Origin of the sequence: Planctomyces sp. SH-PL62 (genome assembly GCF_001610895.1) — a bacterium.
Lineage (GTDB): Bacteria > Planctomycetota > Planctomycetia > Isosphaerales > Isosphaeraceae > Paludisphaera.
In genome coordinates this window covers 799,373-824,249 of sequence record NZ_CP011273.1, presented here as the reverse complement: position 1 = coordinate 824,249, position 24,877 = coordinate 799,373, and the positions used below count along the sequence as shown (strand labels likewise).

Annotated in this window: 18 protein-coding genes and 1 tRNA gene; 1 reads left to right on the top strand and 18 read right to left on the bottom strand. The window is 66.6% G+C overall.

Annotated elements, in window-relative coordinates:
- Positions 1-120: 120 nt before the first annotated feature.
- Positions 121-1,836, top strand: coding sequence for an esterase/lipase family protein (locus VT85_RS03210; protein WP_156512651.1), 1,716 nt, complete (start codon positions 121-123; stop codon positions 1,834-1,836).
- Between the two features lie 18 nt (positions 1,837-1,854).
- Here the strand turns inward: VT85_RS03210 and VT85_RS03205 are convergent, their stop codons facing one another.
- The 18 genes from VT85_RS03205 to tuf form a co-directional block, all read right to left on the bottom strand.
- Positions 1,855-2,409, bottom strand: a complete 555-nt coding sequence (locus VT85_RS03205; RefSeq protein WP_068410422.1) for a hypothetical protein — start codon at positions 2,407-2,409, stop codon at positions 1,855-1,857.
- Positions 2,410-2,752: 343 nt separating this feature from the next.
- Positions 2,753-3,316 (bottom strand): hypothetical protein, encoded by a 564-nt coding sequence (locus VT85_RS03200; protein ID WP_068410420.1) that lies wholly within the window; start codon positions 3,314-3,316, stop codon positions 2,753-2,755.
- A gap of 253 nt (positions 3,317-3,569) precedes the next feature.
- Positions 3,570-6,404 carry an ABC transporter permease gene (locus VT85_RS03195; RefSeq protein WP_068410417.1) on the bottom strand — a complete coding sequence of 945 codons (2,835 nt, stop codon included), beginning with the start codon at positions 6,402-6,404 and terminating at the stop codon, positions 3,570-3,572.
- 37 nt (positions 6,405-6,441) lie between these two features.
- Positions 6,442-7,413 carry an ABC transporter ATP-binding protein gene (locus VT85_RS03190; RefSeq protein ID WP_068410414.1) on the bottom strand — a complete coding sequence of 324 codons (972 nt, stop codon included), beginning with the start codon at positions 7,411-7,413 and terminating at the stop codon, positions 6,442-6,444.
- A 3-nt stretch (positions 7,414-7,416) separates the two neighbouring features.
- Positions 7,417-7,827: a GntR family transcriptional regulator gene (locus VT85_RS03185; protein WP_068410411.1), complete on the bottom strand. Its 411-nt coding sequence runs from the start codon at positions 7,825-7,827 to the stop codon at positions 7,417-7,419.
- Positions 7,828-8,037: 210 nt separating this feature from the next.
- The gene (locus VT85_RS03180) at positions 8,038-8,694 is read right to left on the bottom strand and encodes a uracil-DNA glycosylase family protein (RefSeq protein WP_068410408.1); all 657 of its coding nucleotides are present in this window, start codon (positions 8,692-8,694) and stop codon (positions 8,038-8,040) included.
- Positions 8,691-9,386 carry a Uma2 family endonuclease gene (locus tag VT85_RS03175; RefSeq protein ID WP_068410405.1) on the bottom strand — a complete coding sequence of 232 codons (696 nt, stop codon included), beginning with the start codon at positions 9,384-9,386 and terminating at the stop codon, positions 8,691-8,693. The genes VT85_RS03180 and VT85_RS03175 overlap by 4 nt, the downstream gene beginning before the upstream one ends.
- Before the next feature lie 141 nt (positions 9,387-9,527).
- Positions 9,528-13,787: a DNA-directed RNA polymerase subunit beta' gene (gene rpoC, locus VT85_RS03170; protein ID WP_068410402.1), complete on the bottom strand. Its 4,260-nt coding sequence runs from the start codon at positions 13,785-13,787 to the stop codon at positions 9,528-9,530.
- A gap of 572 nt (positions 13,788-14,359) precedes the next feature.
- Positions 14,360-18,079, bottom strand: coding sequence for a DNA-directed RNA polymerase subunit beta (gene rpoB / locus VT85_RS03165; protein WP_068410399.1), 3,720 nt, complete (start codon positions 18,077-18,079; stop codon positions 14,360-14,362).
- Positions 18,080-18,586: 507 nt separating this feature from the next.
- Positions 18,587-18,991, bottom strand: coding sequence for a 50S ribosomal protein L7/L12 (gene rplL / locus VT85_RS03160; protein ID WP_068410396.1), 405 nt, complete (start codon positions 18,989-18,991; stop codon positions 18,587-18,589).
- 183 nt (positions 18,992-19,174) lie between these two features.
- The gene (gene rplJ / locus VT85_RS03155) at positions 19,175-19,735 is read right to left on the bottom strand and encodes a 50S ribosomal protein L10 (protein ID WP_068410394.1); all 561 of its coding nucleotides are present in this window, start codon (positions 19,733-19,735) and stop codon (positions 19,175-19,177) included.
- 73 nt (positions 19,736-19,808) lie between these two features.
- Positions 19,809-20,489, bottom strand: a complete 681-nt coding sequence (gene rplA / locus VT85_RS03150; protein ID WP_068410391.1) for a 50S ribosomal protein L1 — start codon at positions 20,487-20,489, stop codon at positions 19,809-19,811.
- Between the two features lie 226 nt (positions 20,490-20,715).
- Positions 20,716-21,141, bottom strand: a complete 426-nt coding sequence (gene rplK, locus VT85_RS03145) for a 50S ribosomal protein L11 (RefSeq protein ID WP_068410388.1) — start codon at positions 21,139-21,141, stop codon at positions 20,716-20,718.
- A gap of 97 nt (positions 21,142-21,238) precedes the next feature.
- Complete coding sequence (nusG, locus tag VT85_RS03140; RefSeq protein ID WP_068410384.1) at positions 21,239-22,051, bottom strand: transcription termination/antitermination protein NusG; 813 nt, start codon at positions 22,049-22,051, stop codon at positions 21,239-21,241.
- 247 nt (positions 22,052-22,298) lie between these two features.
- Positions 22,299-22,823 carry a preprotein translocase subunit SecE gene (secE, locus tag VT85_RS03135; RefSeq protein WP_068410381.1) on the bottom strand — a complete coding sequence of 175 codons (525 nt, stop codon included), beginning with the start codon at positions 22,821-22,823 and terminating at the stop codon, positions 22,299-22,301.
- A 195-nt stretch (positions 22,824-23,018) separates the two neighbouring features.
- Positions 23,019-23,091 (bottom strand) — tRNA-Trp (locus tag VT85_RS03130).
- Positions 23,092-23,222: 131 nt separating this feature from the next.
- A complete protein-coding gene (rpmG, locus tag VT85_RS03125; protein WP_068410378.1) occupies positions 23,223-23,375 on the bottom strand; it encodes a 50S ribosomal protein L33 in 153 nt (50 codons plus the stop codon).
- Between the two features lie 260 nt (positions 23,376-23,635).
- Positions 23,636-24,847 carry an elongation factor Tu gene (gene tuf, locus VT85_RS03120; RefSeq protein ID WP_068410375.1) on the bottom strand — a complete coding sequence of 404 codons (1,212 nt, stop codon included), beginning with the start codon at positions 24,845-24,847 and terminating at the stop codon, positions 23,636-23,638.
- Positions 24,848-24,877 lie beyond the last annotated feature (30 nt).

The following is a 24,877-nucleotide window of genomic DNA, read 5'->3' as shown; positions in this document are numbered from 1 at the left end:
GAAAATCATGGCCTTCGCGAAATCCCGCTGAAGCCGTATGATCCGGGCGACCGATTTCCTGAAAAGGACTGTCGACGTCGCCCGGCGTCGCAAGGGTTTGGAACATTCGGCGAGGCGTTAATGGGTGAGACTCGGCCAGCCGGGGTTCCGTATGCGCGTCGACGCTTCCTGTTCGGCGCGGCGATGGCGATGTCGGCGCCGAGCCTCCTCAGGGCGGGCGCCGTCGATCCCGATCACGCCTTGCATCGGGCGGCCTCGGCCTGGCGACGGGCGGTCCTCGCCCGCAAGGCCCGCGCGCCGGAATGCGTCGATCTCTACTACGAGAGCGCCGTGTTCGCGTTCGCCGCGATGGCGGCGTGCCCCGATCCTTCCAGCCGAGACGCGGCGAAGGCGCAAAGCCTCTACAACGACAGCCTTGGCGACTGCCTGCGCGCGGCGATGCGGCATGGGGCGATCGACCCCCGCTCGCGGCTGATCGTCCAGACGCCCAGCGGGGCGCGGCACGTCCCGATCGTCCACCACGGATTCGTCTGGTCGCCCGAGGATTTCCAACGGCTGGTCGACCCGGACGACGCGCCCCGGAACCCATCCAACTCCCGCGACCACACGCGGGCGGGCGTGGGGGCGACCCAGGTCGTGGAGCGGAAGAATCCGCACGCGAGGATCGACGACGCCTTCCTCCCGGACGTGTCCTACTTCCCGGCGACGGCCGTGCTGCGGCCCGACCTCGACGCCTGGCTCGGCGGGGTCGACGGGGGGCCGGGAGACGTGCTGGAGTTCCACGATCCGCTCCGGGTCCGGTCCGTCCCGCTGGCCGGCGTGCGTCGGAGGTTGGCCGGCGACATCGATTCGCCGATCTCCTTCCTGGAAGAGTCCACCGGCGGTCGCGAATCGGGATGGGCCGGTCTGGTGAACCCCAGCCAGGAGATCCACCGGGCCTTCCTCGGGATGCTCGAGCCGTTTCAGCCGGGCAAGATCCCGATCGTCTTCGTCCACGGCCTGTACGACACCCCGTACACCTTCACCGACCTCATGAACGGCCTGCGGGCGAAGCCGGGGTTCCTGGACCGCTATCAGATCCTGGGATTCCGATATCCCACCGGGATCACCTTCCTCCACTCGGCGGCCCTCTTCCGGGGCGCGCTCCATCGTTTCGAGGCGACGCTCGACCCGTCGCAATCCGATCCGGGGGTGCAGAACACGGTCCTGATCGGCCACAGCATGGGGGGGCTGCTCTCCAAATTCCAGGTCGTCTCCAGCGGCGAAGCCTTCTACGATCTGGCCCTGTCGCGGCCGTTGGCCTCCCTGGTCACCAGCGAGGCCTCGCGCGCGTTCCTGGCGAACCTGTTCTACTTCGACCCCGTGCCGTTCGTCCGTCGGGCGATCTTCGTCGCCACCCCCCACGACGGCTCCGCGCTGGTGACGCAGCCGGTCGGTCGGATCGGCGACAGCCTGATCCAGCAACCCGAAGACCTGCGGCCGCTCATCGCGCAGCTCGAACGCGACAACCCGGGAGCGGTGCGGCGTTACATGCACGACCTGCCCAGCAGCATCGCGATGCTCAGGCGCCGCGACCCGACCCTTCGGACGCTTCGAAGCCGCGCGACGAGTCCCGACCTGACGATCCACACCCTCGCCGGCACCGCGGGCCTCCCCCTGGTGATCGCCCGCGGCGACGGCGTCGTGCCGATCCCGAGCGCCCTCCACGGCGGCGCCGAGAGTCAGACCCTCGTCCCCGAGATCCACACGACCATCAACTCCAGCGAGTACACCCTGGTCGAGGTCGACCGCATCCTCCGCCGCCACGCCGCGACGACCGAGACGGCCGCTCGCTGACCGCCTCGACCGCTCCGGTCAGCCCTCCAACCGCCCGGTGCGCATCAGGTTCTCGATGAGCCAGCTCGGGAGGCGCGCGTCGGTCCCCGCCCCCGCCTCGCGGTCGAAGCCGTGTTCCTCGGCCCCGACGCGGCCCGCCTCCGATCGGGCTGCGTTCGCCAGTTTCAGGAACTCGTTGAAGTGCATCCGGCTTTGATAGGGCCGACGAATGTACGTGATCACCACGCCGTCCCCATCATCCATCAGCCATCGGAGCCGTACGGAGAACCAGAGGTCGGTCTTGCCCCGCTCCTCAAGGATCCGGCGCAGGGCTTCCCAGTTCGGCGGCTCCGGCGCCGCGGCCGCAACCTCGGCGATCTCCCAGAAGCCGTCCGCGAACTGCGCCTCCAGCAACTCCGCCCCGACGGTCATCCGGCTCGGAGCCGGCGGTTCCAGGAAGAGATCCCCGCCCATCCCGGATCGCCATTGCCCGACGTAGGTCGGCCCCAGGAACAGGGAAACCGTCAGGCAGCCGAACCCCAGCGTCCCCAGCCCCAGGCCCAGCCGGGCCGCGCCGGATTTGAAGCGATCCATTCCACGCCGATCCATAGCTCCCCCTCTCGCAAAAGCCTTGCGAATCAGGTCAGACGATGGGATCGAGTCGACACCCGCGGTGAAGCGGCCCAGAATTGAGAAGGCCGATCTCCCCGCACGCTCCCCTCGTTCGTCGTATCGAGGGAACCCTTAAATCCATAGGTCAAGATGTCGACTTACGACTTGGCGGCTGGATTCTACACGCGCGGCGCGGGCATGGGGAGTGTTTCGTGAAATTTCATCAGATCGCCCCCCAGGGATGGGTGGCCGGAGTGTCAAAGCTCGTGAAACTAGGCCTTCGGCCCGACCGAAAAGGCTATTGCTCGCTGGACGCCCCGACCGATCAGTTGCTCGGGCGCCCCGGCGCCGAGAGGGGATCGAGGGGGAAAGCCGGGGCGGGATCCTGATTTCTCCGTGCTAAATCTCGGAGGTCGCCGGGCTCTTCGACCCAGCCAGACACGGACTCCAGTCGACCGGTATTCGCGATTCTCAAGAACTCGTGGTAATGCGCCGGATTGTGATAGGGCCGACGGACGTAGGTGATCTCCACATCGTCGCCCGTGCTCCTGATCAGGCGGAGCCGCAGGGAGTACCAGAGGTCGGTCTTCCCCCGCTCCTCCAGGATCCGGCGCAGGGCTTCCCAGCTCGGCGGCTCCGGCAACCCGGCCACGATGTCCACGACCTCCCGGAAGCTGTCCGAGAACCGCGCCTCGGCGATCCTCTCCCCGATGATCGCCGAGTGCACGGCCGACGAGTCCGAGAACATCTCGTCTACGGCCGATCGATACCGCCGGGAAACATACGTCGGCACCATGAACAGCGACGCCGTCAGGCAGCCGAACCCGAGCGTCCCCAGGCCCAGGCGGCCTGCGATGGAAGCGATGCGATGCGCTCCGTGTCGAGCCATGGTTCCCCCTCTCGCGGATCCCCACGAATCAGGACGACCGATATCCTGAAGATCTGATTAGGTTTTCACGTGCTAATTCTCATGTTCGAATGGCGCCCGTTGCGCGCACGCCCCCCCGACCTCGTCTCGGGACGAGGATTGGGAGCCGATCGGGATCGAGAAGTGATGGGGCGTTGAACAACGCCGCAGTCACCGCCTCCTTCGGATCGACGGCGTGAGGGAGGCCCGAGTGATCGGGCCCCCCCCCGCGTCGTCAGGGGGCGGCGGGTTCGGGCGGCTTCACGCCGTCCTTGAGCGGGAAGATGATGTCGCCTTGTCCGCTGTAGTCGAGGTTTCGCATGGCCCGGTCGTCGATGGCATCCGGGCCGACGCTGTAGAGCAGCCAGCAATCGGCCGTCGAGCGGAGTCTCTCAAAGCTCACGCGATCGGGGCCGATCGGTTCGTAGGACCCGAGCGGCAGCAGGTGCTGCCCCTGCGACGGGATGTAGCCGAAGGGCTTCGAGGTGTAGAGGTCCAGCTCGGCGACGCCGTCCCCGCGGAAGGGCTCGCCGTCGAGGTCGGGCCGGGAGCTTCTCAATTCCAGGAGCGACTGGGGCAACTTCCCTTCGTGCCGGGCCTGCCAGATCCGAAGGAGGAAGATCTGGTTCAGGGCTCGTCGCGCCGTCTCGTCCCGATCGAACGACGAGAGGCCCTGCCAGAGTCTGGAGTAACGGGCGAGGCTCGTGGTCTGGGAGAGGAACTCGAGCTCGTCGGCAGAGATCGACCGGACCCGGCCGGCTCCTTCGTCCCAGTTGAACGCGAGGCGTGGAGTCCAGGGTTGGGGGGACGTCGCCAGCTCGCTCGGCCTGGTCTCGATCTCCTGGATCCGGGCCGCCGCCAGGAGGGCGAACACCTTGCGGGCGCGTTCAATCTCCCAGGGAGTCGTCTGGAGGTCGTACCTCAACCGCTCGAGCGGTTGGACCTTCTTGCGGCCTCCGGCGGCCCACCCGAAGAAGAGGCCGTCGACCAGATCGGCCCGGGGCGTCGCCAGCGTGTTGCGGAAGACCACGGCGTCGATCCGGACCCGATCGGCCTTCTTCGCGGCGGGGGGGAGGTCCCGCCACGCCCGGAGTCCCCTTTCAAGGGAGTCGGCCGTCTGGCGAGGGTCGCCCGCCCATCGCATCGCAAGCCCGAGCCCCGCCGGCTCGAACAAGGAGTACGACCATGACGGGGTGAACGAGAATTGTCGAGCCATGCGAAGCAGCGTCTCGACCTCGGTCCAGGCGCCCTCCAGGTCGCCCCGGGCCTGGCGGACGCGCGCCGAAACGACCACGGGCGTCATCAGCGAGTACGGCGCCGGTTCGGGAGACGGTCGGAACTCCGTCGCCTTGCTCAACTCGCCGAACCGGCAGGACGGCATTCGCGACGCCTTCCGCAACGTCGCCAGCGCCGGCTCGATCCGGCCCAGCCAGGCGGCCAGGGCCGGGTCATGCGCGTCCAAATCCCCCGACACGAACGACCAGGACCCGCTCCACCATTCCGGAGCCTTCCCGTCTTCGAGAATGGGTTGCGAATCCCCACCGAGCTGGAGTTGGGCCTCGTGATACAGCGGGGCCGCGTTCTGGTCGTCGGGGACCGGCGCGGCGATCCTGGAAGTCTGGAACAGGGACTCCGCGGTACCCGACGGGAGCGTCGGCACGGTCCACGTCCGACTCGCGATGTAGAACGGGATCAGCACGGCGGGGACGGCGATCGAATAGAGTGCGAGCCGAACCCACCGGCCCACGCCCGGCCGATCGAGCAGCCAGTCTCCGCTCCAGGCCCAGCTCACGGCCAGCAGCGCCGCCGCGAGGTACGGGAGATGCCAGGGAAAGAAGACCTGAGCGGCGAAGAGAGCGCCGAGGGGGATATAGATCAGGAGGCAGACGACCAGCGCGATCATCCCCGCCATGATCCCGCGACGGAAGACCATCCCGCAGAGGACCGCCGCCGCGAACCCGATCGTCAAGCCGCTCGTCGCCCAGGACATCACCGCGGGGACCCCGGCGTTGAACGCGATGGGCTGGGCCCGGATCGACAGCCAGATGGGGAGGCTGCCGGCCATCCAGAGCCCGACCGCGACTCCCCACCAGATCAGCACCTTGACTCCCCACACGACGCCGGGCCTCGCCCCGTGCTGGAGCAGGAACCGATGCGTGCATCCCCGATTCTCACCGTTGAAAACGGCCACGCCGGTCAGGATCGCCACCACGCCCAGGCAGATGCCCACGATCAAGTTCAGATCGGACTGGGTCGTGTTCATGGCGAGCAGCATGGGGCCGACCACGCCGAGCACGAAGAGCGTCCAGAGTTCCGCCCGCACCCCGCCCAGCGTCTGCCAGGCGAGCCTCGGCGCGACGCTTCGCCAGATTCGAGGCGGCCGAGGCTCTCTGGCGACGACCGCCGTCGCCGTCGCCGCGACCGTCGCGAGCCTCGACGGCCTGGCGCGGGACGACGCGCGCCGGGGCGGCCCGCCCCGCTGGAAGATCACCGCCGAGGCCGCCGTGGCGAGCCCCGCCACGATCAGGAGCGATGGCGCGGATTCCAAGTTGGCCGGCCCCGGGTTCAGGTCCACGAGCGAAAGCAGGCTGATGCTCAGGAAGGCCATCGCCAGGATCGCGGCGACCAGGGCGTTGCCCAGGATCGAGGACCAGAAGAGCCCCCACCCCAGGCCGTTCAGCCCCCAGACGACCGTCACGGCCCCCCCTTTCGACCACTCCGACGACCACCCCCCGAAGACACGCGCCCCGAGCCAGAGCACCAGCCCCAGCGCGGCCGTCGTGGCGAGCGCGAACGTCGATTTGGCGGCCCAGACCCGCCAACGCTCGATCGGGATCGCGTCAAGCATCGACAGCGTCCCGTTCTCACGCTCGCCGGCGAAGATCGCCGCGGCGATCAGGAACAGGTACATCAGCGTGACCACGAGGGCGATGGCGACGTATCCGCCCGGCCCGGCCTCGTCGCCCCAGTACCAACCGACCGACGCTTGCAACGCCAGCCCTCCCGCGGTCAGGAACGCCCAGATCGGCCAGGCCTGCCGCGTCTCCTTCCACCACAATCGCGCGATCATGCGATCCTCCTTTCGGATCGAAGGACGAAGAGACGAGTCAAGCGACGTGGATCGCATCGGAGGTCGACGTCTGCGTCGGGCTGGGACGCCGGCCTCGCATGTAACCGATGTAGACGTCTTCCAGCGACGGAGTTTCGATCTTGAGCGACTCCACGCCCGGCAGGTTGCGGACCGCCTCGCACGCCGCGCGGTCGCGGGCGCGGACGAGCCAGTGGGCCTGCCGGGGAGCGTCGGCCGCGTCGATCAGCTCGATCGGCAGCGACGCCGGCGGGGCCTCGTCGTGGTCGCGGCTCTGGAAGTTCACGGCGAGCAGGAACGTCCTCGCCCGAAGCTCGTCGAGCGGCTCGGCCAGGATCAGCTTCCCCTGGTGCAGCAGCGCGACGTGGCTCGCCACCCGCTCCACCTCGCCGAGTTGATGGCTCGACAGGAAGACCGTCCGGCCGTTCGCCGCCAGGTCCACCATGCTCTCCAGGAACTCGCGACGGACCATCGCGTCCAGGCCCGAGGTCGGCTCGTCGAGGATCAGGAGCGCAGGGTCCGAGGCCATCGCCAGCGCCAGCGACACCTTGGCCCGCATCCCCTTGGAGAGCGCCTTGATCTTGCGATCGGGAGGGAGGCCGAAGCCCCTGGTCGATTCGCCGTAGCGGGCGAGATACCCGGCGGCCCCGATGACCGGCTCGGGATGGAAGCCGGCGGCGAACCAGCCGATCTCGGCGACGGTCATCCAGTCGTAGAGCGCCGGGACCTCCGGGACGTACCCCACGCGACGGCGCACCTCCAGGCCGTCTCGCACCGGGTCGAGCCCGAGCACCCGCGCCCGGCCGACGTCGGGCTGGATCATCCCGAGGAGGATCTGGATCGTCGTCGTCTTCCCCGCCCCGTTCTCGCCGAGCAGGCCGAAGACCGAGCCCTCGGGGACCCGCAGGTCGAGCCCGTCGAGCGCGACCTGATCGCGATAGAACTTGCTCACGCCCTCGGTCGCAATCGCGACGTTCGCTACATCGGCCATGGCTCAAGCCCCCTTCCCGTTCGCGTGATCCCCTGTCCCCTGGCCCCGCTCCCACTCCTCGCGGAGGATCGCCTCGATCTCCCCCGCCGCCAGCCCCGTCTCACGGGCCTCCTCGATCGCCGCGCGGAGCCTCCCGCGAACGTGCTCCACCCTCGCCAGGCGACAGCGGTCGGTGGCCCCCAGGGCGACCTGCAAACCCGTCCCCCGCACCGACTCCAGCAAACCTTCCGCCTGAAGGTCTCGATACGCCCGCGCGACCGTGTTCGGATTCACCACCAACTGCTTCGACAGCTCGCGCACCGACGGAGCCAGCTCCCCCGGCCGCAAGACCTCCCCCGCGATCGCGAACTTGATCCCGTCGGCGATCCGCCCATAGATCGGCCGGCCGTCCGACTCGCTCAGATCGATCAGCATAGTCCGGGCCTCCCCTGTGTAGTAGCTAACTAGTACAGTGTTGGCCTGGTTCAGACAGATGTCAATGAGCGAGCGCCGAAATCCCGATTCCGCCGGTCGGCGGTTCAGCGTTGGTGGCCGTCGACGGATTCGACACCGTCGGATTCAGTGTCGACGAGCCTCTTACAACTGTCAATGGCGCGGACTGGAATTTTCGCCGCGGTCGACGGTTCAGAGTTGGTGGACGTCGACGACCTCGCGGAGGAGGCTCATTGCGCGGGCGACGGCCTGGACGTTCGCGGGCTCGTTGAGCCATCGGCTGACGCCGGAGGGGTGGGGGAGCGGGATGTAGAGCACCCCGTCGCGGAGAGTGGACGTGCCGACGACGGCGGACAGGGACTTGACGGGACCGAGGAACGTCCGCACGGCGAGCAGGCCGACGAGCAGGACGACGCGGGGTCGGACGGCTTCGACGACGCCGTCGAGCCAGGGCCGACAGAGCACCTGCTCCGGCGGGGATGGGACGCGGTCACCCTTCGCGCCCGGGAGGCGGCCGGGGTAGCAACGCGTGACGGCCGAGAAGTGGATCTTCCGCCAGAAGTCCTCGCGAGGGATGCCCCCTTGCTCGAACCAGTCACGGAGCTTGTTCCCCGCGACGCCGGCGAACGGCCGGTCGGTGATCGTCGCCCGAAGTCCCGGCGCCTGCCCGACCAGCAGGATTTGCGGCGGCGGGGCGTCGGCCTCGGGGTCTCGCGCGATCGGTACGGATTCGGCCTCGTCCAGGAACCCGGCCGCATGGCAGCGCCGGCAGTCGCGGATCTCGGCGTTGAGCGTCACGAGTCGACGTCGGGATCTTTCCGACGCCCGGACGGCGGCGTCCGTCTTCATGCCGACGCCCCCCTCAGCCGCTCGACGAACGCGGCGTGCTCCGGCGAGGCGACGCCCTGATTGAGCACGGCCAGCACGCGGGGCATGTCGGCTGCCAGGAGGGCCGTCGGGTCGAGCCAGAGGCCGGGGAAGACCAGGCTCTTCAAGATCCCCTCGGAATCCGGCGAGAGCGGCTCGAAGCGCTCTTCTCGGAGCACGAACCAGTCGAACGCGCCATCGAGGACGCGCCAGACGAGATACTCGCGGACGCCGTTGCGCCGGTAGGCGTCCAGCTTGGGGCCGAGGTCGATGCTGACGCTGCTGGAGGCGACCTCGGCGACCAGTTCCGGGGCACCTTCGATGTAGCCGTCCTCGGAGATCCCGGCCTGGCCGCCGCGCTCCGGATCGAGGAACAGGCAGATGTCGGGCTGGGGCTCGTTGTCCAGGTCGAGCCGCACACTGGCGTTGTCGCCGATCCTCAAGCCGGGCGTGGCCACCTTGTAGTTCCCCAGCCAGATGATGAACTCGGCGTGAGGCTCACCGTGCTGGGCGAAGCGTACGGGCGATGCCATGTACACGATTCCTTCGATCAGCTCGGCCCTGGCGGCCGGCATGGCGGCGTAGCGGCGCTCGAACTCGGCGCGGGAGAGGCGGTCACCGTTCTCCAGTATGGGGATCGCGGGCGCGGCGATCGGTTTCGTCGAGGTCGACATGACGGCCCTCCTCGGGACGGAACGGGATCGTCTCCAGGATATTGTATCGCGGGATCGGAGGTTCCGGGAATGCGAACGGCCCGCCCCGAATTGGATCGGGGCGGGCCGTCGGGGGTGTCGAAGTTCCGGTCGAGGCCGGAGTTACTCCTTGCCGGCGACGGCCGGGGCCTCGTCGCGGTAGCGGGAGTAGGGCGAGCCCTTCTCGGCGAGGGCCTCGAGGGCGTCGGGGTGGATGCGGACCTCGGCCTCGAGATGGGACTTGAAGCCCGTTCCGGCCGGGACGAGGTGGCCGAGGATGACGTTCTCCTTGAGGCCGACGAGATAGTCGCTCTTACCGGCCAGGGCGGCCTCGGTGAGGACCTTCGTGGTCTCCTGGAAGCTCGCGGCCGAGATGAAGCTCTCGGACTGCACGGCCGCCTTGGTGATGCCCAGGAGCTGGGTGCTCGCGGCGGCGGGCTTGGTGCGGGTCCACTCGGCCTTCTTGCCGCCGCCGGACTCGACGCGCAAGTTTTCCTGCTCGAAGTGGTCGCGGGGGACGATGTCGCCGATGCGGTAGTCGGTGTCGCCGGGGTCCTTGACCTTCACGCAGCCGACCAGTTCGTTGTTGACGCGGCGGAACTCGAACTTGTCGATGACCGAGCCGGGGAGCAGGCCGGTGTCGCCGAGACTGTCGACCCGTACCTTGCGGAGCATCTGGGCGATGATGATCTCCAGGTGCTTGTCGTCGATCTCGACGCGCTGGGACCGATAGACGTTCTGGATCTCGCGGAGGAGGTAGCGCTGGACGACTTCCTCGCCGGAGATCCGGAGGATGTCGTGCGGGACCAGCGGCCCTTCGACCAGCGGATCGCCGGCGCGGACGCGGTCCGAGCCGTGGACGCGGAGGTACTTGCCGTGGGGCACCTGGTGCTCGCGCTCGATGCCGCTCTCGTTGCGGACGACGATCGTGCGCTTGCCGCGCCGCTTCTCTTCCAGGAGCTCGACGCGGCCGTCGATCTCGGCGATGACCGCCGGCTCCTTGGGTCGCCGGGCCTCGAACAGCTCGGTGACGCGGGGGAGGCCGCCGGTGATGTCCTGGGTGCCGCCGACCTCGCGAGGGGTCTTGGCGAGCAGGGTGCCGGCCGTGATCATCTGGCCGTTCTCGACCTCGATCGTGGCCCGCTCGGGGATGTACTTGTAGTCGAGCGTCTTGCCTTCGGCGTCCTCGATGACGATCTGCGGGTGGAGGTCGCCCTTGTGCTCGATGATCGTACGGCGGATGTGGCCCGAGGGGTCGGCCTCGACCTTCATCGTCTCGTTCTCGACGATGTCGTCGAAGCGGATCCGGCCGCCGACCTCGGCGAGGATCGGGATGTTGTGGGGGTCCCACTCGCAGAGCATCTGGCCGCGGTTGATCTGCTGGCCGTCCTCGACGAGCATCACGGCGCCGTCGGGGATGTCGAGCTTCTCGAGCTCACGCCCCTTGGAGTCGAGGATCTGGAGTTCGCCGTTGCGGGAGAGGGCGATCGCCTTCCCTTCGTCGTTGATGACGATGCTCAGGCCGACGAACTTGACCTTGCCCTCCCGCTTCGCCTTGACGTCCTTCTCCTCGACGGCGCGGGTGGCCACGCCGCCGATGTGGAACGTCCGCATCGTAAGCTGGGTGCCCGGCTCGCCGATCGACTGGGCGGCGATGATGCCGACGGCCATGCCCCCCTCGACGAGCTGGCCGGTCGCCAGGTCCATGCCGTAGCACCGGCGGCAGACGCCCAGCGACGCCTCGCAGGTCATCGGGCTGCGGACCTGGATCTTCTCGATCTGCATCTCTTCAAGCTTGCGAGCCGCCGAGAGCGTGATCATCTCGTTCTCGCGGACGATCACGTCGTCGGTGATCGGGTCGACGATGTTCACCCGGCTGACCCGCCCGCGGATCGATTGGGCCAGGCTGACCTCGACCTTCTCGCCCTTGTAGATGACGCCCTTGGTGATCCCCTGCGAGGTGCCGCAGTCCTCGGTGGTGATGACCACGTTCTGGGCCACGTCGGCCAGCTTGCGGGTGAGGTAGCCCGAGTCGGCCGTCTTGAGGGCCGTGTCGGCGAGGCCCTTCCGGGCGCCGTGGGTGGAGGAGAAGTACTCCAGCACCGACAGCCCTTCGCGGAAGTTGGCCTTGATCGGCGTCTCGATGATCTGACCCGACGGCTTGGCCATCAGGCCGCGCATGCCGGCCAGCTGGCGGATCTGTTCCACGCCGCCGCGGGCGCCCGATTCGGCCATGAGGAAGATCGGGTTGTGGTAGTTCTCCATCTCGCCTTCGCGAAGGTCGTTCCGCAAGGCTTCCATCATCTCCGACGTGATCCGCTCGCGAGCGTGGGTCCAGGCGTCGAGGACCTTGTTGTACCGCTCCTGGTCGGTGATGATGCCGCGGTGGTACAGCTTGTTGTTGCGCTGCACCTCCTTCTCGGCGTCGGCGATGATCGTGTCCTTGGTGCTCGGCGTCCGCAGGTCGTCGGTGCCGAACGAGAGGCCGGACCGGGTCGATTCGCGGAAGCCCAGGTCCTTCATCCGGTCCAGCAGCGCGATCGTCTCGCGGCGGCCGAGGATCTGGTAGCAGTCGGCGATGATCGACTGGAGCTGCTTCTGACCCAGGGTGAGGTTGTAGTACGGCATCCTCGGGTGCAGGATGTCGTTGAACACCACGCGGCCGACGGTCGTGGTCACGACCATGCCGGGGGTGAACTCCTTCTCGCCCTCTCCCTTGAGCTTGCGGTTGGCCGGCAGCCGCAGCTTGATCAGCGAATGGACCGCCGTCTTGCCCTGGCTGTGCGCCAGGAAGACCTCGTTCGGCGACGAGAAGAGCATCCCCTCGCCCTTCGAGCCCGCCCGCGACGCCGTGAGGTAGTAGGACCCCATGACGATGTCCTGGGTCGGGCTGATGATCGGGCTGCCGTTGGCCGGGCTGAAGATGTTGTTGGTCGCCATCATCAGCGTCATGGCCTCGACCTGCGCCTCGATCGAGAGCGGCAGGTGGACGGCCATCTGGTCGCCGTCGAAGTCGGCGTTGAAGCCGCGGCAGACCAGCGGGTGGATCCGGATCGCGTTACCCTCGACCAGCACCGGCTCGAACGCCTGGATGCCGATGCGGTGGAGCGTCGGGGCCCGGTTGAGCAGCACCGGGTGGTTGCGGATCACCTCTTCGAGGATGTCCCACACCTCGTCGGTCCGTCGCTCCAGCATCTTCTTGGCCGACTTGATCGTGTCGGCGTGGCCCAGTTCCTTGAGCCGGCGGATGATGAACGGCTGGAACAGCTCCAGCGCGATCTTCTTGGGGAGGCCGCACTGGTGCAGCTTGAGATCGGGGCCGACCACGATGACCGAGCGGGCGGAGTAGTCCACGCGCTTGCCGAGGAGGTTCTCGCGGAACCGCCCCTGCTTGCCCTTGATCATGTCGGTGAGCGACTTCAGCGGGCGGTTCGAGCTCCCCAGGACCGGCCGCTTGCAGCGGTTGTTGTCGAAGAGCGCGTCGACGGCCTGCTGGAGCATCCGCTTCTCATTGCGGATGATGACCTCGGGCGCGTTGAGGTCGACCAGCTTCTTGAGCCGGTTGTTCCGGTTGATGATCCGGCGATACAGGTCGTTCAGGTCGCTGGTGGCGAAATTGCCCGAGTCCAGGAGCACCAGCGGACGCAGGTCCGGCGGGATGACCGGGATGCACTCCAGCACCATCCACTCGGGGCGATTGTCGCTGTCGCGCAGGGCCTCGACGACCTTCAGCCGCTTGGTGAGGTCCTTGATCTTCTGCTTGCTGGTGGTCTCGACGAGGCTCTCGCGGAGCTGCTTGGAGAGACTGACCAGGTCGAGCCGCATGAGCAGCTTGCGGACGGCCTCGGCGCCCATGTCGGCCTGGAAGGTCTCGCCGTAGGTCTCGCGGCCCTTGCGGAACTCCTCCTCGGTGAGGAGCTGGCCTTCCTTGAGCGGCGTGTCGCCGGCCTCGACGACCACGTAGTCCTGGAAGTAGATGATCCGCTCCAGGCTGGACGTCTTCATGTCCAGGAGCGTGCCCAGGCGGCTGGGCATGGCCTTGAAGAACCAGATGTGGACGACCGGCGCGGCCAGCTCGATGTGGCCCATGCGCTTGCGGCGGACCCGCGAGTGGGTCACCTTGACGCCGCAACGGTCGCAGATCATCCCCTTGTACTTCATGCCGCGGTACTTGCCGCAGGCGCACTCCCAGTCCTTCTCGGGGCCGAAGATCCGCTCGCAGAACAGGCCGTCCTTCTCGGGACGATAGGTCCGGTAGTTGATCGTCTCGGGCTTCTTGACCTCGCCGAACGACCAGCTCCGGATGTCGTACGGGCTCGCCAAGCCGACCTTGACGGCCCCGTAGTCGTTAATACGATCGTAGGCACTTTCGCCCATGCTCACGAGACACTCTCCTCCGCGGTTCCGGCGAGTCCGGGGCGGGGTGGCCGAGGGGAGGGAGCGACGGTCGCCTTCGTCGTCTCCTCACCGGGACGGCCTCCCGGACGAGTTCAATCCAAGCCCATGTTCACGTCAGGGAGTGCGATCGGGACGGGGGCGTGGCGCTTCGACCCGTCTCTCATCGCTCCTCACCAAAAAAAACCCGCGGACGCACCCCCCCGATGGCGTCGGGGCGGCCCCGCGGTTCTTCTTATTGTGGTCGTCCTGGGACCCGGATCGCCAAGTTCGGCTCCTCCCTGACCGGGACCCGCCGAGTGCCGGCGGTTCCGCGATGCTTCCGCCCGCCCTCGCTGCCCACGCGCGACGGCGTTCGCAAGGCGTGGAAGATCGTTTCGCGACAATGTCGCATCCTCTGATCCTAAGCAATCCCAGGGCCAATTCCAAGCGGAATCTCGAAAAAAGACTGAAGCCGCCAACCGGACTCGGGTTGGAGTTCGTCGCCGCCCCTCCTCCGAGAGCCCGCAGGGGACTCGGAGGAGGGGCGATCGTCGGGGGTGACGAACGCGGACGCCGCGTCAGACTCGCTTTTTCTCGAGCTGCATGTTGAGCCCGAGGCCGCGGATCTCGTTCGTGAGCACGTCGAAGCTCGCGGGAGTGCCGGCCTCGAGGGTGTTCTCCCCCTTGACCATGCTCTCGTAGATCTTCGTACGGCCCTCGACGTCGTCCGACTTGACGGTGAGGAGTTCCTGGAGGATGTAGGCCGCGCCGTAGGCCTCCAGCGCCCACACTTCCATCTCTCCGAAGCGCTGGCCGCCGAACCGGGCCTTGCCGCCCAGGGGCTGCTGGGTGATCAAGGAGTACGGGCCGGTGGCGCGGGCGTGGATCTTGTCATCGACCAGGTGGTGGAGCTTCAGCATGTAGATGTAGCCCACCGTCACCCGCTGGTCGAACTTCTGCCCGGTCCGACCGTCGTAGAGGACGGCCTTGCCGTTCTCGGGGAGGCCGGCGTCCTTGAGGCACTGGCGGATCGTCGCCTCGCTGGCGCCGTCGAAGACCGGGCAGACGGCCTGGAAACCGAGCTTGGCCGCGGCCCAGCCCAGGTGGGTCTCCAGAATCTGGCCGACGTTCATACGGCTGGGCACGCCCAGCGGGTTGAGCAGGATCTCGACCGACGTTCCGTCTTCCAGGAACGGCATATCCTCTTCGGGGAGGATCTTCGAGATGACGCCCTTGTTGCCGTGGCGGCCGGCCATCTTGTCGCCGACCGAGATCACCCGCTTGGTCGCGATGTAGATCTTGACCATCTGAAGGACGCCCGACGGCAGCTCGTCGCCCCGCTTCAGGCTGTTGAGCCGACGCTCCTTCTCGTCCTTCAGGGCCTCGATCCTCGGCGTGTACTCGCGAACCACCTCGCGGGCCCTGGCCGTGGTCTCGGGGCTCCGGAGGTCGAGAGCCTCCAGCTTGAAGCGATCGCTCTCGTCGACGAGGTCCTTCGCGTCTTTCGAGCGTCCCAGCGCCTTGCCGGTCGAGGGGTCGGCGACCGGTCCGCCGACCGCCGTCTCCAGCGACTTGACCATCTGCCGGTACTCGTCGGCGATCCGGACGTTCTCGCCCGCCTCGGTGTCCTTCAGCTCCTTCTCGAAAGCCTTCCGCTCGTCCTCGCTGAGGCTCATCCGGCGGCTGAACCGCTGGGTGTTGATCACGATCCCCTCGACGCCGGAAGGGACCTCCAGCGAGTCGTTCTTCACGTCCTCGCCGGCCCGGCCGAAGATCGCGTGCAGCAGCTTCTCTTCCGGCGTCAGCTCGCTCTTGCTCTTGGGCGCCACCTTGCCGACCAGGATGTCTCCCGGCTTGACGTAGGTGCCGATCCGCACGACGCCGCTGTCGTCCAGGTTCCGAAGGGCCTTCTCCGAGACGTTCGGGATGTCCCGCGTGAACTCCTCGCGGCCGAGCTTCGTCTCGCGGATCTCGATCTCGAACTCCTCGATGTGGATCGAGGTGTAGACGTCCTCACGCACCAGCTTCTCGCTGATGATGATCGCGTCCTCGAAGTTGTAGCCGTCCCAGGCCTGGAAGCCGACCAGGACGTTCCGGCCCAGGGCCAGCTCGCCCTTGAACGTGGCGGCGCCGTCCGCCAGGATCGCCCCCTGCTCGACCTGCTGCCCGACCTTCACGATCGGCTTCTGGTTCAGGCAGGTCCGCTCGTTCAGGCCGACGTACTTCCGAAGCTTGTAGATATGATTGTGGTCGATGATCACCCGGGTCGCGTCGACGTAGGTGATGGTGCCGTCTTGCTGCGCCTTGACGACCATGCCGGAGTTGGTCGCCACCGACGTTTCCAGGCCGGTCGCCACGATCGGCGGTTCCGCGACGAGGAGCGGCACGGCCTGCCGCTGCATGTTGGAACCCATGAGCGCGCGGTTCGCGTCGTCATGCTCCAGGAACGGGATCAGGCCCGCGGAGACGCCGACCATCTGCTTGGGCGAGATGTCCTGGTACTGGATGCTCTCCACCGGCACCGACACGAAGTCGGTCTGGTAGCGGGCGATCGTCGCCGGGCCCTTCAGCTTGCCGGCGTCGTCGACCGGTGCGTCGGCGGGCGCGAGGTAATTCTCGCTCTCCTCGTCGGCACGCATCCAGACGACCTGATCGGTCGAACGGCCCTGCTTGATCTCGCGATAGGGGGTGATCAGGAAGCCGTACTCATCGACGCCGCCGTAGATGCCCAGCGAGCTGATGAGGCCGATGTTGGTGCCTTCAGGCGTCTCGATCGGACAGATGCGGCCGTAGTGCGAGATGTGGACGTCGCGGACCTCGAAGCCGGCCCGCTTCCGGTTCAAACCGCCGGGGCCCAGCGCCGAAAGTCGACGCTCGTGAGTCAACTGCGCCAACGGGTTCGTCTGGTCGACGACCTGAGACAGCTCGCCGCGACCGAAGAAATATTCGATCGCCGCACTGATGCTCTTGGGGTTGATCAGCGAGCGCGGGGTCATGTCCTCCGCGTCCTTGAGGCTCATCCGCTCCTGAACGGTGCGACGGAGCTTGAGGAAGCCCTTGCGGAGCTCGTCGGCGGCCAGCTCGTCGATCGTCCGGAGCCGGCGGTTGCCCAGGTGGTCGATGTCGTCGATGTGGACCCGGGCGTCCGTCCCCTTGCGGAGTTGAAGGATGTACCGGATCGCATTCACGTAGTCGAGCGGATCCAGGGTCATCTGGTCATCCGGGATCGACTGATTGAACTTGCGATTGATCCGGAACCGGCCGACCTTCCCCAGGCGGTAACGGTTCGTGTCGAAGAATTTCTCGTGGAACAGCTCGCGGGCCTTCTCCAGCTGGGGAGGGTTGCCCGGACGCAGACGCTGGTAGATCCGAAGCAGCGCGCTCTCGTGGTCCGTGGTGGGGTCGTCCTGAAGCGACTGCAGGATCAGCGGATCGCGCGCCTCCTTGAGGACGCGGATCGGACCCACGCCGCCGGCGTCGGAAAGCACCTGAGCGAGCGCCTTGGAGATCGTCGCCCCGCTGTCGACGAGGACCTCGCCCGTGCTGGGGTCGACGACGTCGCCGCAGGCGACCTTGTTCTCCAGCAGGGTCACGGCCTTGGAATCCGAGGAGTCGATCTCCTCCGAGTCGTAGAACGCTTCGAGCATGGCCTCGTCCGACGAGAACGCCGGACTCATGGCGCGCAGGAGCGTCATCGACGAGAACTTGCCCGACTGGTCGATCCGGACGCCGAGGGTGTCCTTCTTGGTGACCTGCAGCTCGATCCAGCTGCCGCGTTCGGGGATCACCCGGCAGGCGTGCAGCTTCTTGTCGGTGGACTCGACCTCCACCACGAAGTCCACGCCCGGCGAGCGGTGGAGCTGGCTGACGACCACGCGCTCGGCGCCGTTGATGATGAACTCGCCGCCGCCGATCATGACCGGCATGTCGCCGAGGTAGACGGATTCCTCGAGGGTCGTCTCCCCCTTGTTCAACCGGAGCCAGACGTGCAGGGGACGCCCGTACGTGAGCCGAAGCTGACGGCACTCGTCAGGGTCGTAGCGAGGCTTGCCCAGATCGTAACGGATGTATTCGAGCTTCAGCGTCTTGTCATAACTCTCGATCGGGAAGATCTCGCGGAAAACCCCTTCCAGGCCCGAGTCGAGCCGGCTCTCGGCCGGGTCGTCGGCCTGGAGGAACCGCTCGTAACTCCGCGTCTGGATCTGCGTGAGGTCGGGGACCGGGAACTCGTCGTGGATACGTCCGAAATTCCGCTTCTGGGCGGGGACGATCCTCCGCACGGTCGTCGGAGTGGGCATTAAGGTCGCGCTCCTCGAGAAGAGAAAGGGGCACGGGCCGGGGTCGCGGTCGTCGTCGGTCTCGCCGGAGACGCGCCCGAGTCCATTCGAGCCGGCCGGATGCGGCGGGCGGCGACCACCCCAAACGGCGACGGCCCGCGGGGGACCGCGGGCGACTCAGCAGGGGATCGGTCGGGGGTCTCAAGACGTTCGAATAAGGACGACGGGGCCGGTGATGCGTGCGCGGGAATGCGGTCGATCCGGGCGGGGCCCGAGATGGCGTCGGCCAGTGATGGTCGTCGGTGGCGCATCGTCATCCGGGCCGAAGGTCGCCGCGTTCACCTCGTGATCGCGGGCCGAGCAGAGCTGCTGCAGAAAGGACGACGGAGGCGACGAGCGGACGGATGGATCACCGTCGCCCACACCCCTCGTATCGACGATGCCAGATCATCGAGCGCCCGGGCTCCTCGCGATCGAGGGCCCGGGCGTTGACGATGGCGAGGACGGACGTGGTCCGCCCCCTTTCGCTCACTTGAGCTTGACGGTGGCGCCGGCTTCCTCGAGCTCCTTCTTGAGCTTCTCGGCGTCTTCCTTCGACAGCCCGGTCTTGATGTCCTTGGGGGCGGCCTCGACCAGGTCCTTGGCTTCCTTGAGCCCCAGGGCCGTGGCGGCGCGGACGACCTTGATGACGTTGATCTTGTTCGCGCCGATGGCCTCGAGGCTGACGTCGAACTCGGTCTTCGGGGCGGCGGCCTCGGCCGGGGCGGCGGCGGCGGCCGGGGCGGCGGCGACGGCGGCGGCGGCCGGCTTGATGCCGTGGACGACCTCAAGGTAGTCGCCGAGGGCCTTGGCTTCGAGGACGGTCAGCTGAACGATGGACTCGCCCAGGGTCTTGATGTTGTCGGCGAACGTCGGGGCTTCGGCGGTAGCCATAGCGAGAACGATCCTTTCTTCCTCGATCGAGAGATACGGCGAATCAGGCGTCGGCGTGCGTCGCGGGACGCACCCGGTGAAATTGAAGGCGGTCGTGCGAGGCGGGCGGCTCGGGATCCCCGGAACCCCCGCCGGGTCATGATCGGTCGAGGACCCGCCGCAAGGCGGGTCCGGGGGGTTGGATCAAGCCTCTTCCGGAACGGCGTCGGTCGCGGATTCGGCCTCGTCGGCCGGAGCCCCCTCGACGATCGTCTGAAGCTGGCCCAACAGGGCGGAGGCCGGAGCATTGGCCAGGCTGACGACCCGAGTGACCGGGGCGAGGGCCAGGGCGGCCACGCGGCCGATCAACTCCTCGCGACTCGGCAGCTTGGTGATGTCCTCGACCTGGTCGGGTCCGATCACCACGCCGTCGACCGCGCCACCCTTGATCTGCGGCTTCTTCAGCTTCTTGAGCTGCGCCGAGATCTCCTTGGCGAGCTCGGCGGGACCGGCGCCGCCCCAAACCAGGACCGAAGGCCCTTCGAGGAACTGCGACAGCCCTTCGACGCCCAGATCCGTCAGGACCCGGCGCGCCAGAGTGTTCTTCAGCGTCCGAACCTTGATCGACTTCTTGCGGAGGTCCATTCGGAACTGGTGTTCGCTGACCGCGTCCAGCCCCTTGAAGTCGATGATCAGCATCGACCGGCTCCCCGACAGCTCGTCGCGGAGCTGATCCATCATCAATTCTTTTACGTATTTGCTCATGGCTGGGACCGTGGTTTCCGTCTCGTCGTGTTCGATAAGTTTCGACGCAACCGTCGATCAGGAGTGGGCCCGATCAGGCGGAAACCCGGATCCCGGGGCTCATCGTGGCCGAGACGGTGATCGTCTGGATGTACGTCCCCTTCGAGGTCGCCGGCTTGATGGTCCGCAGATACGCGAGGAAGGCGTTAATATTCTCGACGAGCTGGTCCTCCGAGAAGTTGATCTTCCCGACCGGGACCGCCACGTTGCCCCCCTTGTCGTTGCGGAACTCGATCTTGCCGGCCTTGAACTCCCGCACCGCCGAGGCGATGTCGGTCGTCACGGTGCCGGACCGGGGCGAGGGCATCAGGCCGCGAGGGCCGAGCACACGTCCCAGCGGACCGACGACGCCCATCATGTCGGGCGTCGCCAGGGCGACGTCGAAGTCCATCACGCCCCCCTTGATCTTCTGCGCAAGGTCGTCGGCACCGACGATGTCGGCCCCGGCCGCCCGGGCCTTCTCGGCGTTGTCGCCCTGGGCGAACACCGCGACCCGGACCTCCTTGCCGATGCCGTGCGGCAACGCCACGGAACCGCGGACGTTCTGGTCGCTCTGCCTAGGGTCGATCCCCAGGTGGGTCGAGACCTCGATGGTCTGGTTGAACTTGGTGGTGTTGAATCCCTTGAGGATCTTCACCGCCTCGGCGAGCGATAGGACGGCGGTGTCTTTCACCTTCCCCGTCAGCGCCCGATATCGTTTGGACCGGAAAGCCAAGTCATCACCCCTTTCGCCCTCCTCACGGGAGAGCTGCCGCCTTCGTCATCAATACCACACTCGGCCGTCGGCGGGCGGTCGCGCCTGGATCGGCCGGTCGGCGTCCCAGCGGGGCCGGGACGCGAGGAATGCGAACAACATTTCGTCGTCGCATTCCCGATCGATCAATCGCCGCGAGAAGCCATTCCCCTCACGGCGGCGAATCGACTCGAATCCGTCAGCGTAATCAGTCCTTGATCTCGACGCCCATGCTCCGGGCGGTGCCGGCGACGACCCGACAAGCATGGTCGAGGTCGCGAGCGTTCAAATCCTGGAACTTGGTCTCGGCGATCTTCCGAACCTGCTCGGAGGTGACGCTTCCAACCTTCGTCTTGTTGGGAACGGCCGAGCCCGAGGCGATACCAGCGGCCTGCTTCAGGAGCACGGCCGCCGGGGGGCTCTTGGTGATGAACTCGAAAGAACGATCCGAGTAGATCGTGATCTCGATGGGGATGATCGTCCCCTTCATCTCCTTGGTCCGTTCGTTGAACTGCATCACGAACTGACCGATGTTCACGCCGTGTTGACCGAGCGCGGGCCCGACCGGGGGCGCGGGGGTGGCCTGACCCCCCGGACACTGCAGCTTGACCTTCGCCGTCATCACCTTGGCCATCGCGGATTCTCGCTCCCCTGGGGTCTCTTGCTTTGATCGTTCTCGCTTGCGATTCGATCCCTCGCGCGACCCGATTCAGGGTCGCGAGGGAGGCCGCTCAGAGCCGTTCGAGCTGCCAGTACTCGAGATCGACGGGAGTCGGGCGGTTGAAGATGATGAGCATCACCTTCACCAGGCCTCGCCCCTCGATGACCTCTTCCACGGTCCCCTCGAAGTTCTCGAACGAACCTTCCTTGATCTTCACGCGGTCGCCGCGCTCGACGTCGATGCGGACGGTCGGCGACTTGGCGGTGGTCTGCTCTTCCTGGTGGTTGAGCATCTGATTGACCTCGGTCTCGGTCATCTTCGTGGGCGTCCCATGGGCCCCCACGAAGTCGCCCACCCCGGGAGTCTCCCGGATCAGAAACCAGGTTTTCTCGTTCAGCTCCATCTGCACCATGATGTAGCCGGGATACGTCTTGCGTTCGACGATCCGCTTCTTGTTGTTCCGAATCTCGGTGATCTTCTCCGTCGGAACGACGATCCTCGGTTTTCCCTCGGGCGTCACGCCGAAGTAGCGCTCGAGGCCCTGGATCTTGACCCGACGCTGAAGCGCTTCGGAGATCCTGTCCTCACGCGAACTCTGGACTTTGAGGACGTACCAGACGAGTTCCGGCGGCGGGTCCGCGTCGGGATCCACTTCGGGCGTCGTCTCGCCGTCATCTTCGTCCTCGTCATGAGGATCCGGTTGCGCGGAGGATGCCTGGGAGGGCGGGGCGAGCCTCGAGCGGCCGCGGGCGGCACCACCGTCCGGGGTCTCTTCCTCCACTTCGACCGCCGGGTCATCCAACGAGGCGTCTTCCACCGAGGGGGTCTCGGGCGTCTCGTGGGGCGGGGTCGATTCGTCGAACTCGTGCGTCGGTTGGCTCATGGAACGTAATACGGCGCGTTTCAGAGTACAGGTCGAGGGGAGGGTCGAGACCGGGGCGTTCGATTCCGTCGGCGCCGATCATCGGTCACGGGTCGCCACCTGCTGCGATCGTCCAGGAACGGGGCGAGAGGTGGGGAATCCACTACCATACACCAGATCGGCAGGCTCCGGAAGTCCAGAATGCGGATCGACGGGCGATGCGTATTCGGACGGGGGCTGGATCGGCGTATCCACGAGGGGATGGCCGTCAGGAGGTCGAACCGAACCCGCCGGCTCCGCTGAACTGAAGAACGCCGATCATTCGCAGGAGGAACAACCAGAACCAGTCCACGACGAAGAGGTAAACGGCGAGAAGCAGCACGGTCGCGAGCACAACCAGCGTTGACCGGTAAAGATCGTCCTTGGTGGTCCAGGAGACTTTGTTCATCTCGGCTTCGGTAGCGATCAGGAACTCGGCGAAGACCGGATACTGGACCACCCGGAAGACGACCCAACCGAGTATCGCGGCCAGCACGGCCGGGATGCCGAGACGCCAGCCCGGCGAGTAATCGAGGGATGCCTGATAGGCGTTCCAGACCCCTCCGGCAGCGAGCAATCCCAACGCCAGCCCAGTGTAGAGGCGGGCGTACCAGCCCTGCTTGGGCTTGTACAGTTTGGCGCTGAAGAAATTACCCATGAACTGGGAGAGGGCTCCGAGCGACCCTCCCTTCGGCTTCCCTTGGGGGGTCTTGGTCGGTTTCTGCCCCGACACTTCGTCTTTCACTTTACCCATGTCGACCGTTCCATTCGGAATGGGGAAACCGCAGGCTCCAGCAGGCCGGTGATCGGGGCGGATGGATGAGGCGCGCCCCGAGAGGACCGTGCGACGGACGACCGGGACGAGAAGGGCCGCAAGGCCGAACTTTCGCCGGACTTATCGCCCCATCCCCAAGGTGACCGCCGCCTTGCTCCAGGGCGGCGGTCGAAGCACGAGCGGAGGGAATCGAACCCCCAACCGCCGGTTTTGGAAACCGGTGCTCTGCCAATTGAGCTACGCTCGTGTGGGTCGGGAGGATGTCTCGAGGAATTCGTCCACGGCTACCGTCGGCACCCTCAGGAATAGGACCGACGAAGCCGCCGTTCTCGCGTTGAAGTTCCGCTCCGAGAGATCCCGGCTCTCGAATCCGCCGTGTTACTTCTTGCGCGATTCCTTGTGCGCCGTGTGCTTGCGCTCACGGCTGCAATACTTCTTCAGTTCCAGACGGTCGGCCCCGCGGGTCTCCTTCTGGACGCGGTAATTCTTCTCGCCGCAAGCCGTGCATTCGAGCCAGACGTATTCACGCATCGCGATAAAACCCCGGTTCCGGCCGTCGATTCGGACTCCGCCGGACTTCTCCTGGAACACTCGCGGTGCGGAACCCGATGCCCCGTCTCTGTGGGCGAGCCGGGCGTCCGCACCTTGTAATCGGACATCGAAACCACGTCGCAAGGACGTTGCGGCGGTCCTCCCGGCCGGATGAACCGTCGGACGAGGAGGACCGTCGCGATTCTAGGAAGCGGCGGTCGAGCAAACGTCGGAGGGGCCGGGGCCCCTCCGCATCGAGATCACTCGAGGATCTTGGTCACGACGCCGGCACCGACCGTCTTGCCGCCTTCGCGGATGGCGAAGCGGAGAGCATCTTCCATGGCGATCGGGCTGCCCAGCTCGACCGTCATCTTGATGTTGTCGCCCGGCATGCACATCTCGGCCTCGCTGCCGTCTTCGGACAGCAGGTTGAGGATCGAACCGGTGACGTCGGTGGTGCGGATGTAGAACTGGGGACGGTAACCCTTGAAGAACGGGGTGTGGCGTCCGCCCTCTTCTTTGCTGAGGACGTAGACCTCGGCCTCGAACTTCGTGTGGGGCGTGATCGAGCCCGGCTTGCATAGCACCTGCCCGCGTTCGAGATCGTTCTTTTCCACGCCGCGGAGGAGAACGCCGACGTTGTCGCCAGCGACGCCTTCGTCGAGCGTCTTCTGGAACATCTCGACGCCGGTGACGGTGGTCGGCTTCTTGACGCCGAAACCGATGATCTCGATGGCCTCGCCCACCTTGACTCGACCACGCTCGACGCGGCCGGTGCCCACGGTGCCGCGACCCTTGATCGAGAAAACGTCTTCGATCGGCATCAGGAACGGCTTGTCGATCTCACGGACCGGGTCCGGGATGTACTCGTCCATCGCCGCGACGAGGTCGAGGATCGGCTTGGCCGCGACCGGATCGGCGGGATTCTCGAGGGCCGGCCGGCTACTGCCGCGGACGATGGGGATCTCATCGCCGGGGAACTTGTAGTGGCTGAGCATCTCGCGAAGCTCGAGCTCGACCAGCTCCAGAAGTTCCTCGTCGTCGACCAGGTCGATCTTGTTGAGGAACACGACCAGGGCCGGCACGCCGACCTGACGAGCCAGAAGGATATGCTCGCGGGTCTGAGGCATCGGGCCGTCGGCCGCGGAGACCACCAGGATCGCCCCGTCCATCTGGGCGGCGCCGGTGATCATGTTCTTGATGTAGTCGGCGTGACCCGGGCAGTCGATGTGAGCGTAGTGACGCTTGTCGCTCTCATACTCGACGTGCGAGACGGCGATCGTCACCGTCTTGGTGGCGTCGCGGACCGTGCCGCCCTTGGCGATGTCGGAGTACGACTTGCTCTTGGCCTGACCGCGCGCGGCCAGCACAGCCAGCAGGGCGGCCGTCAGCGTGGTCTTGCCGTGGTCGATGTGCCCGATCGTGCCCACGTTGACGTGAGGCTTGGTTCTGGTGAAAGTTTCCTTGGCCATGTGCTCAGCGCCTTTTCGGCATTCTCGAAG

Coding starts and splice junctions, on each gene's coding strand:
- VT85_RS03210 (WP_156512651.1), top strand. CDS start 121: ATGGGTGAGACTCGGCCAGCCGGGGTTCCGTATGCGCGTCGACGCTTC.
- VT85_RS03205 (WP_068410422.1), bottom strand. CDS start 2,409: ATGGATCGCTTCAAATCCGGCGCGGCCCGGCTGGGCCTGGGGCTGGGG.
- VT85_RS03200 (WP_068410420.1), bottom strand. CDS start 3,316: ATGGCTCGACACGGAGCGCATCGCATCGCTTCCATCGCAGGCCGCCTG.
- VT85_RS03195 (WP_068410417.1), bottom strand. CDS start 6,404: ATGATCGCGCGATTGTGGTGGAAGGAGACGCGGCAGGCCTGGCCGATC.
- VT85_RS03190 (WP_068410414.1), bottom strand. CDS start 7,413: ATGGCCGATGTAGCGAACGTCGCGATTGCGACCGAGGGCGTGAGCAAG.
- VT85_RS03185 (WP_068410411.1), bottom strand. CDS start 7,827: ATGCTGATCGATCTGAGCGAGTCGGACGGCCGGCCGATCTATGGGCGG.
- VT85_RS03180 (WP_068410408.1), bottom strand. CDS start 8,694: ATGAAGACGGACGCCGCCGTCCGGGCGTCGGAAAGATCCCGACGTCGA.
- VT85_RS03175 (WP_068410405.1), bottom strand. CDS start 9,386: ATGTCGACCTCGACGAAACCGATCGCCGCGCCCGCGATCCCCATACTG.
- rpoB (WP_068410399.1), bottom strand. CDS start 18,079: ATGCCCACTCCGACGACCGTGCGGAGGATCGTCCCCGCCCAGAAGCGG.
- rplL (WP_068410396.1), bottom strand. CDS start 18,991: ATGGCTACCGCCGAAGCCCCGACGTTCGCCGACAACATCAAGACCCTG.
- rplJ (WP_068410394.1), bottom strand. CDS start 19,735: ATGAGCAAATACGTAAAAGAATTGATGATGGATCAGCTCCGCGACGAG.
- rplK (WP_068410388.1), bottom strand. CDS start 21,141: ATGGCCAAGGTGATGACGGCGAAGGTCAAGCTGCAGTGTCCGGGGGGT.
- nusG (WP_068410384.1), bottom strand. CDS start 22,051: ATGAGCCAACCGACGCACGAGTTCGACGAATCGACCCCGCCCCACGAG.
- secE (WP_068410381.1), bottom strand. CDS start 22,823: ATGGGTAAAGTGAAAGACGAAGTGTCGGGGCAGAAACCGACCAAGACC.
- rpmG (WP_068410378.1), bottom strand. CDS start 23,375: ATGCGTGAATACGTCTGGCTCGAATGCACGGCTTGCGGCGAGAAGAAT.
- tuf (WP_068410375.1), bottom strand. CDS start 24,847: ATGGCCAAGGAAACTTTCACCAGAACCAAGCCTCACGTCAACGTGGGC.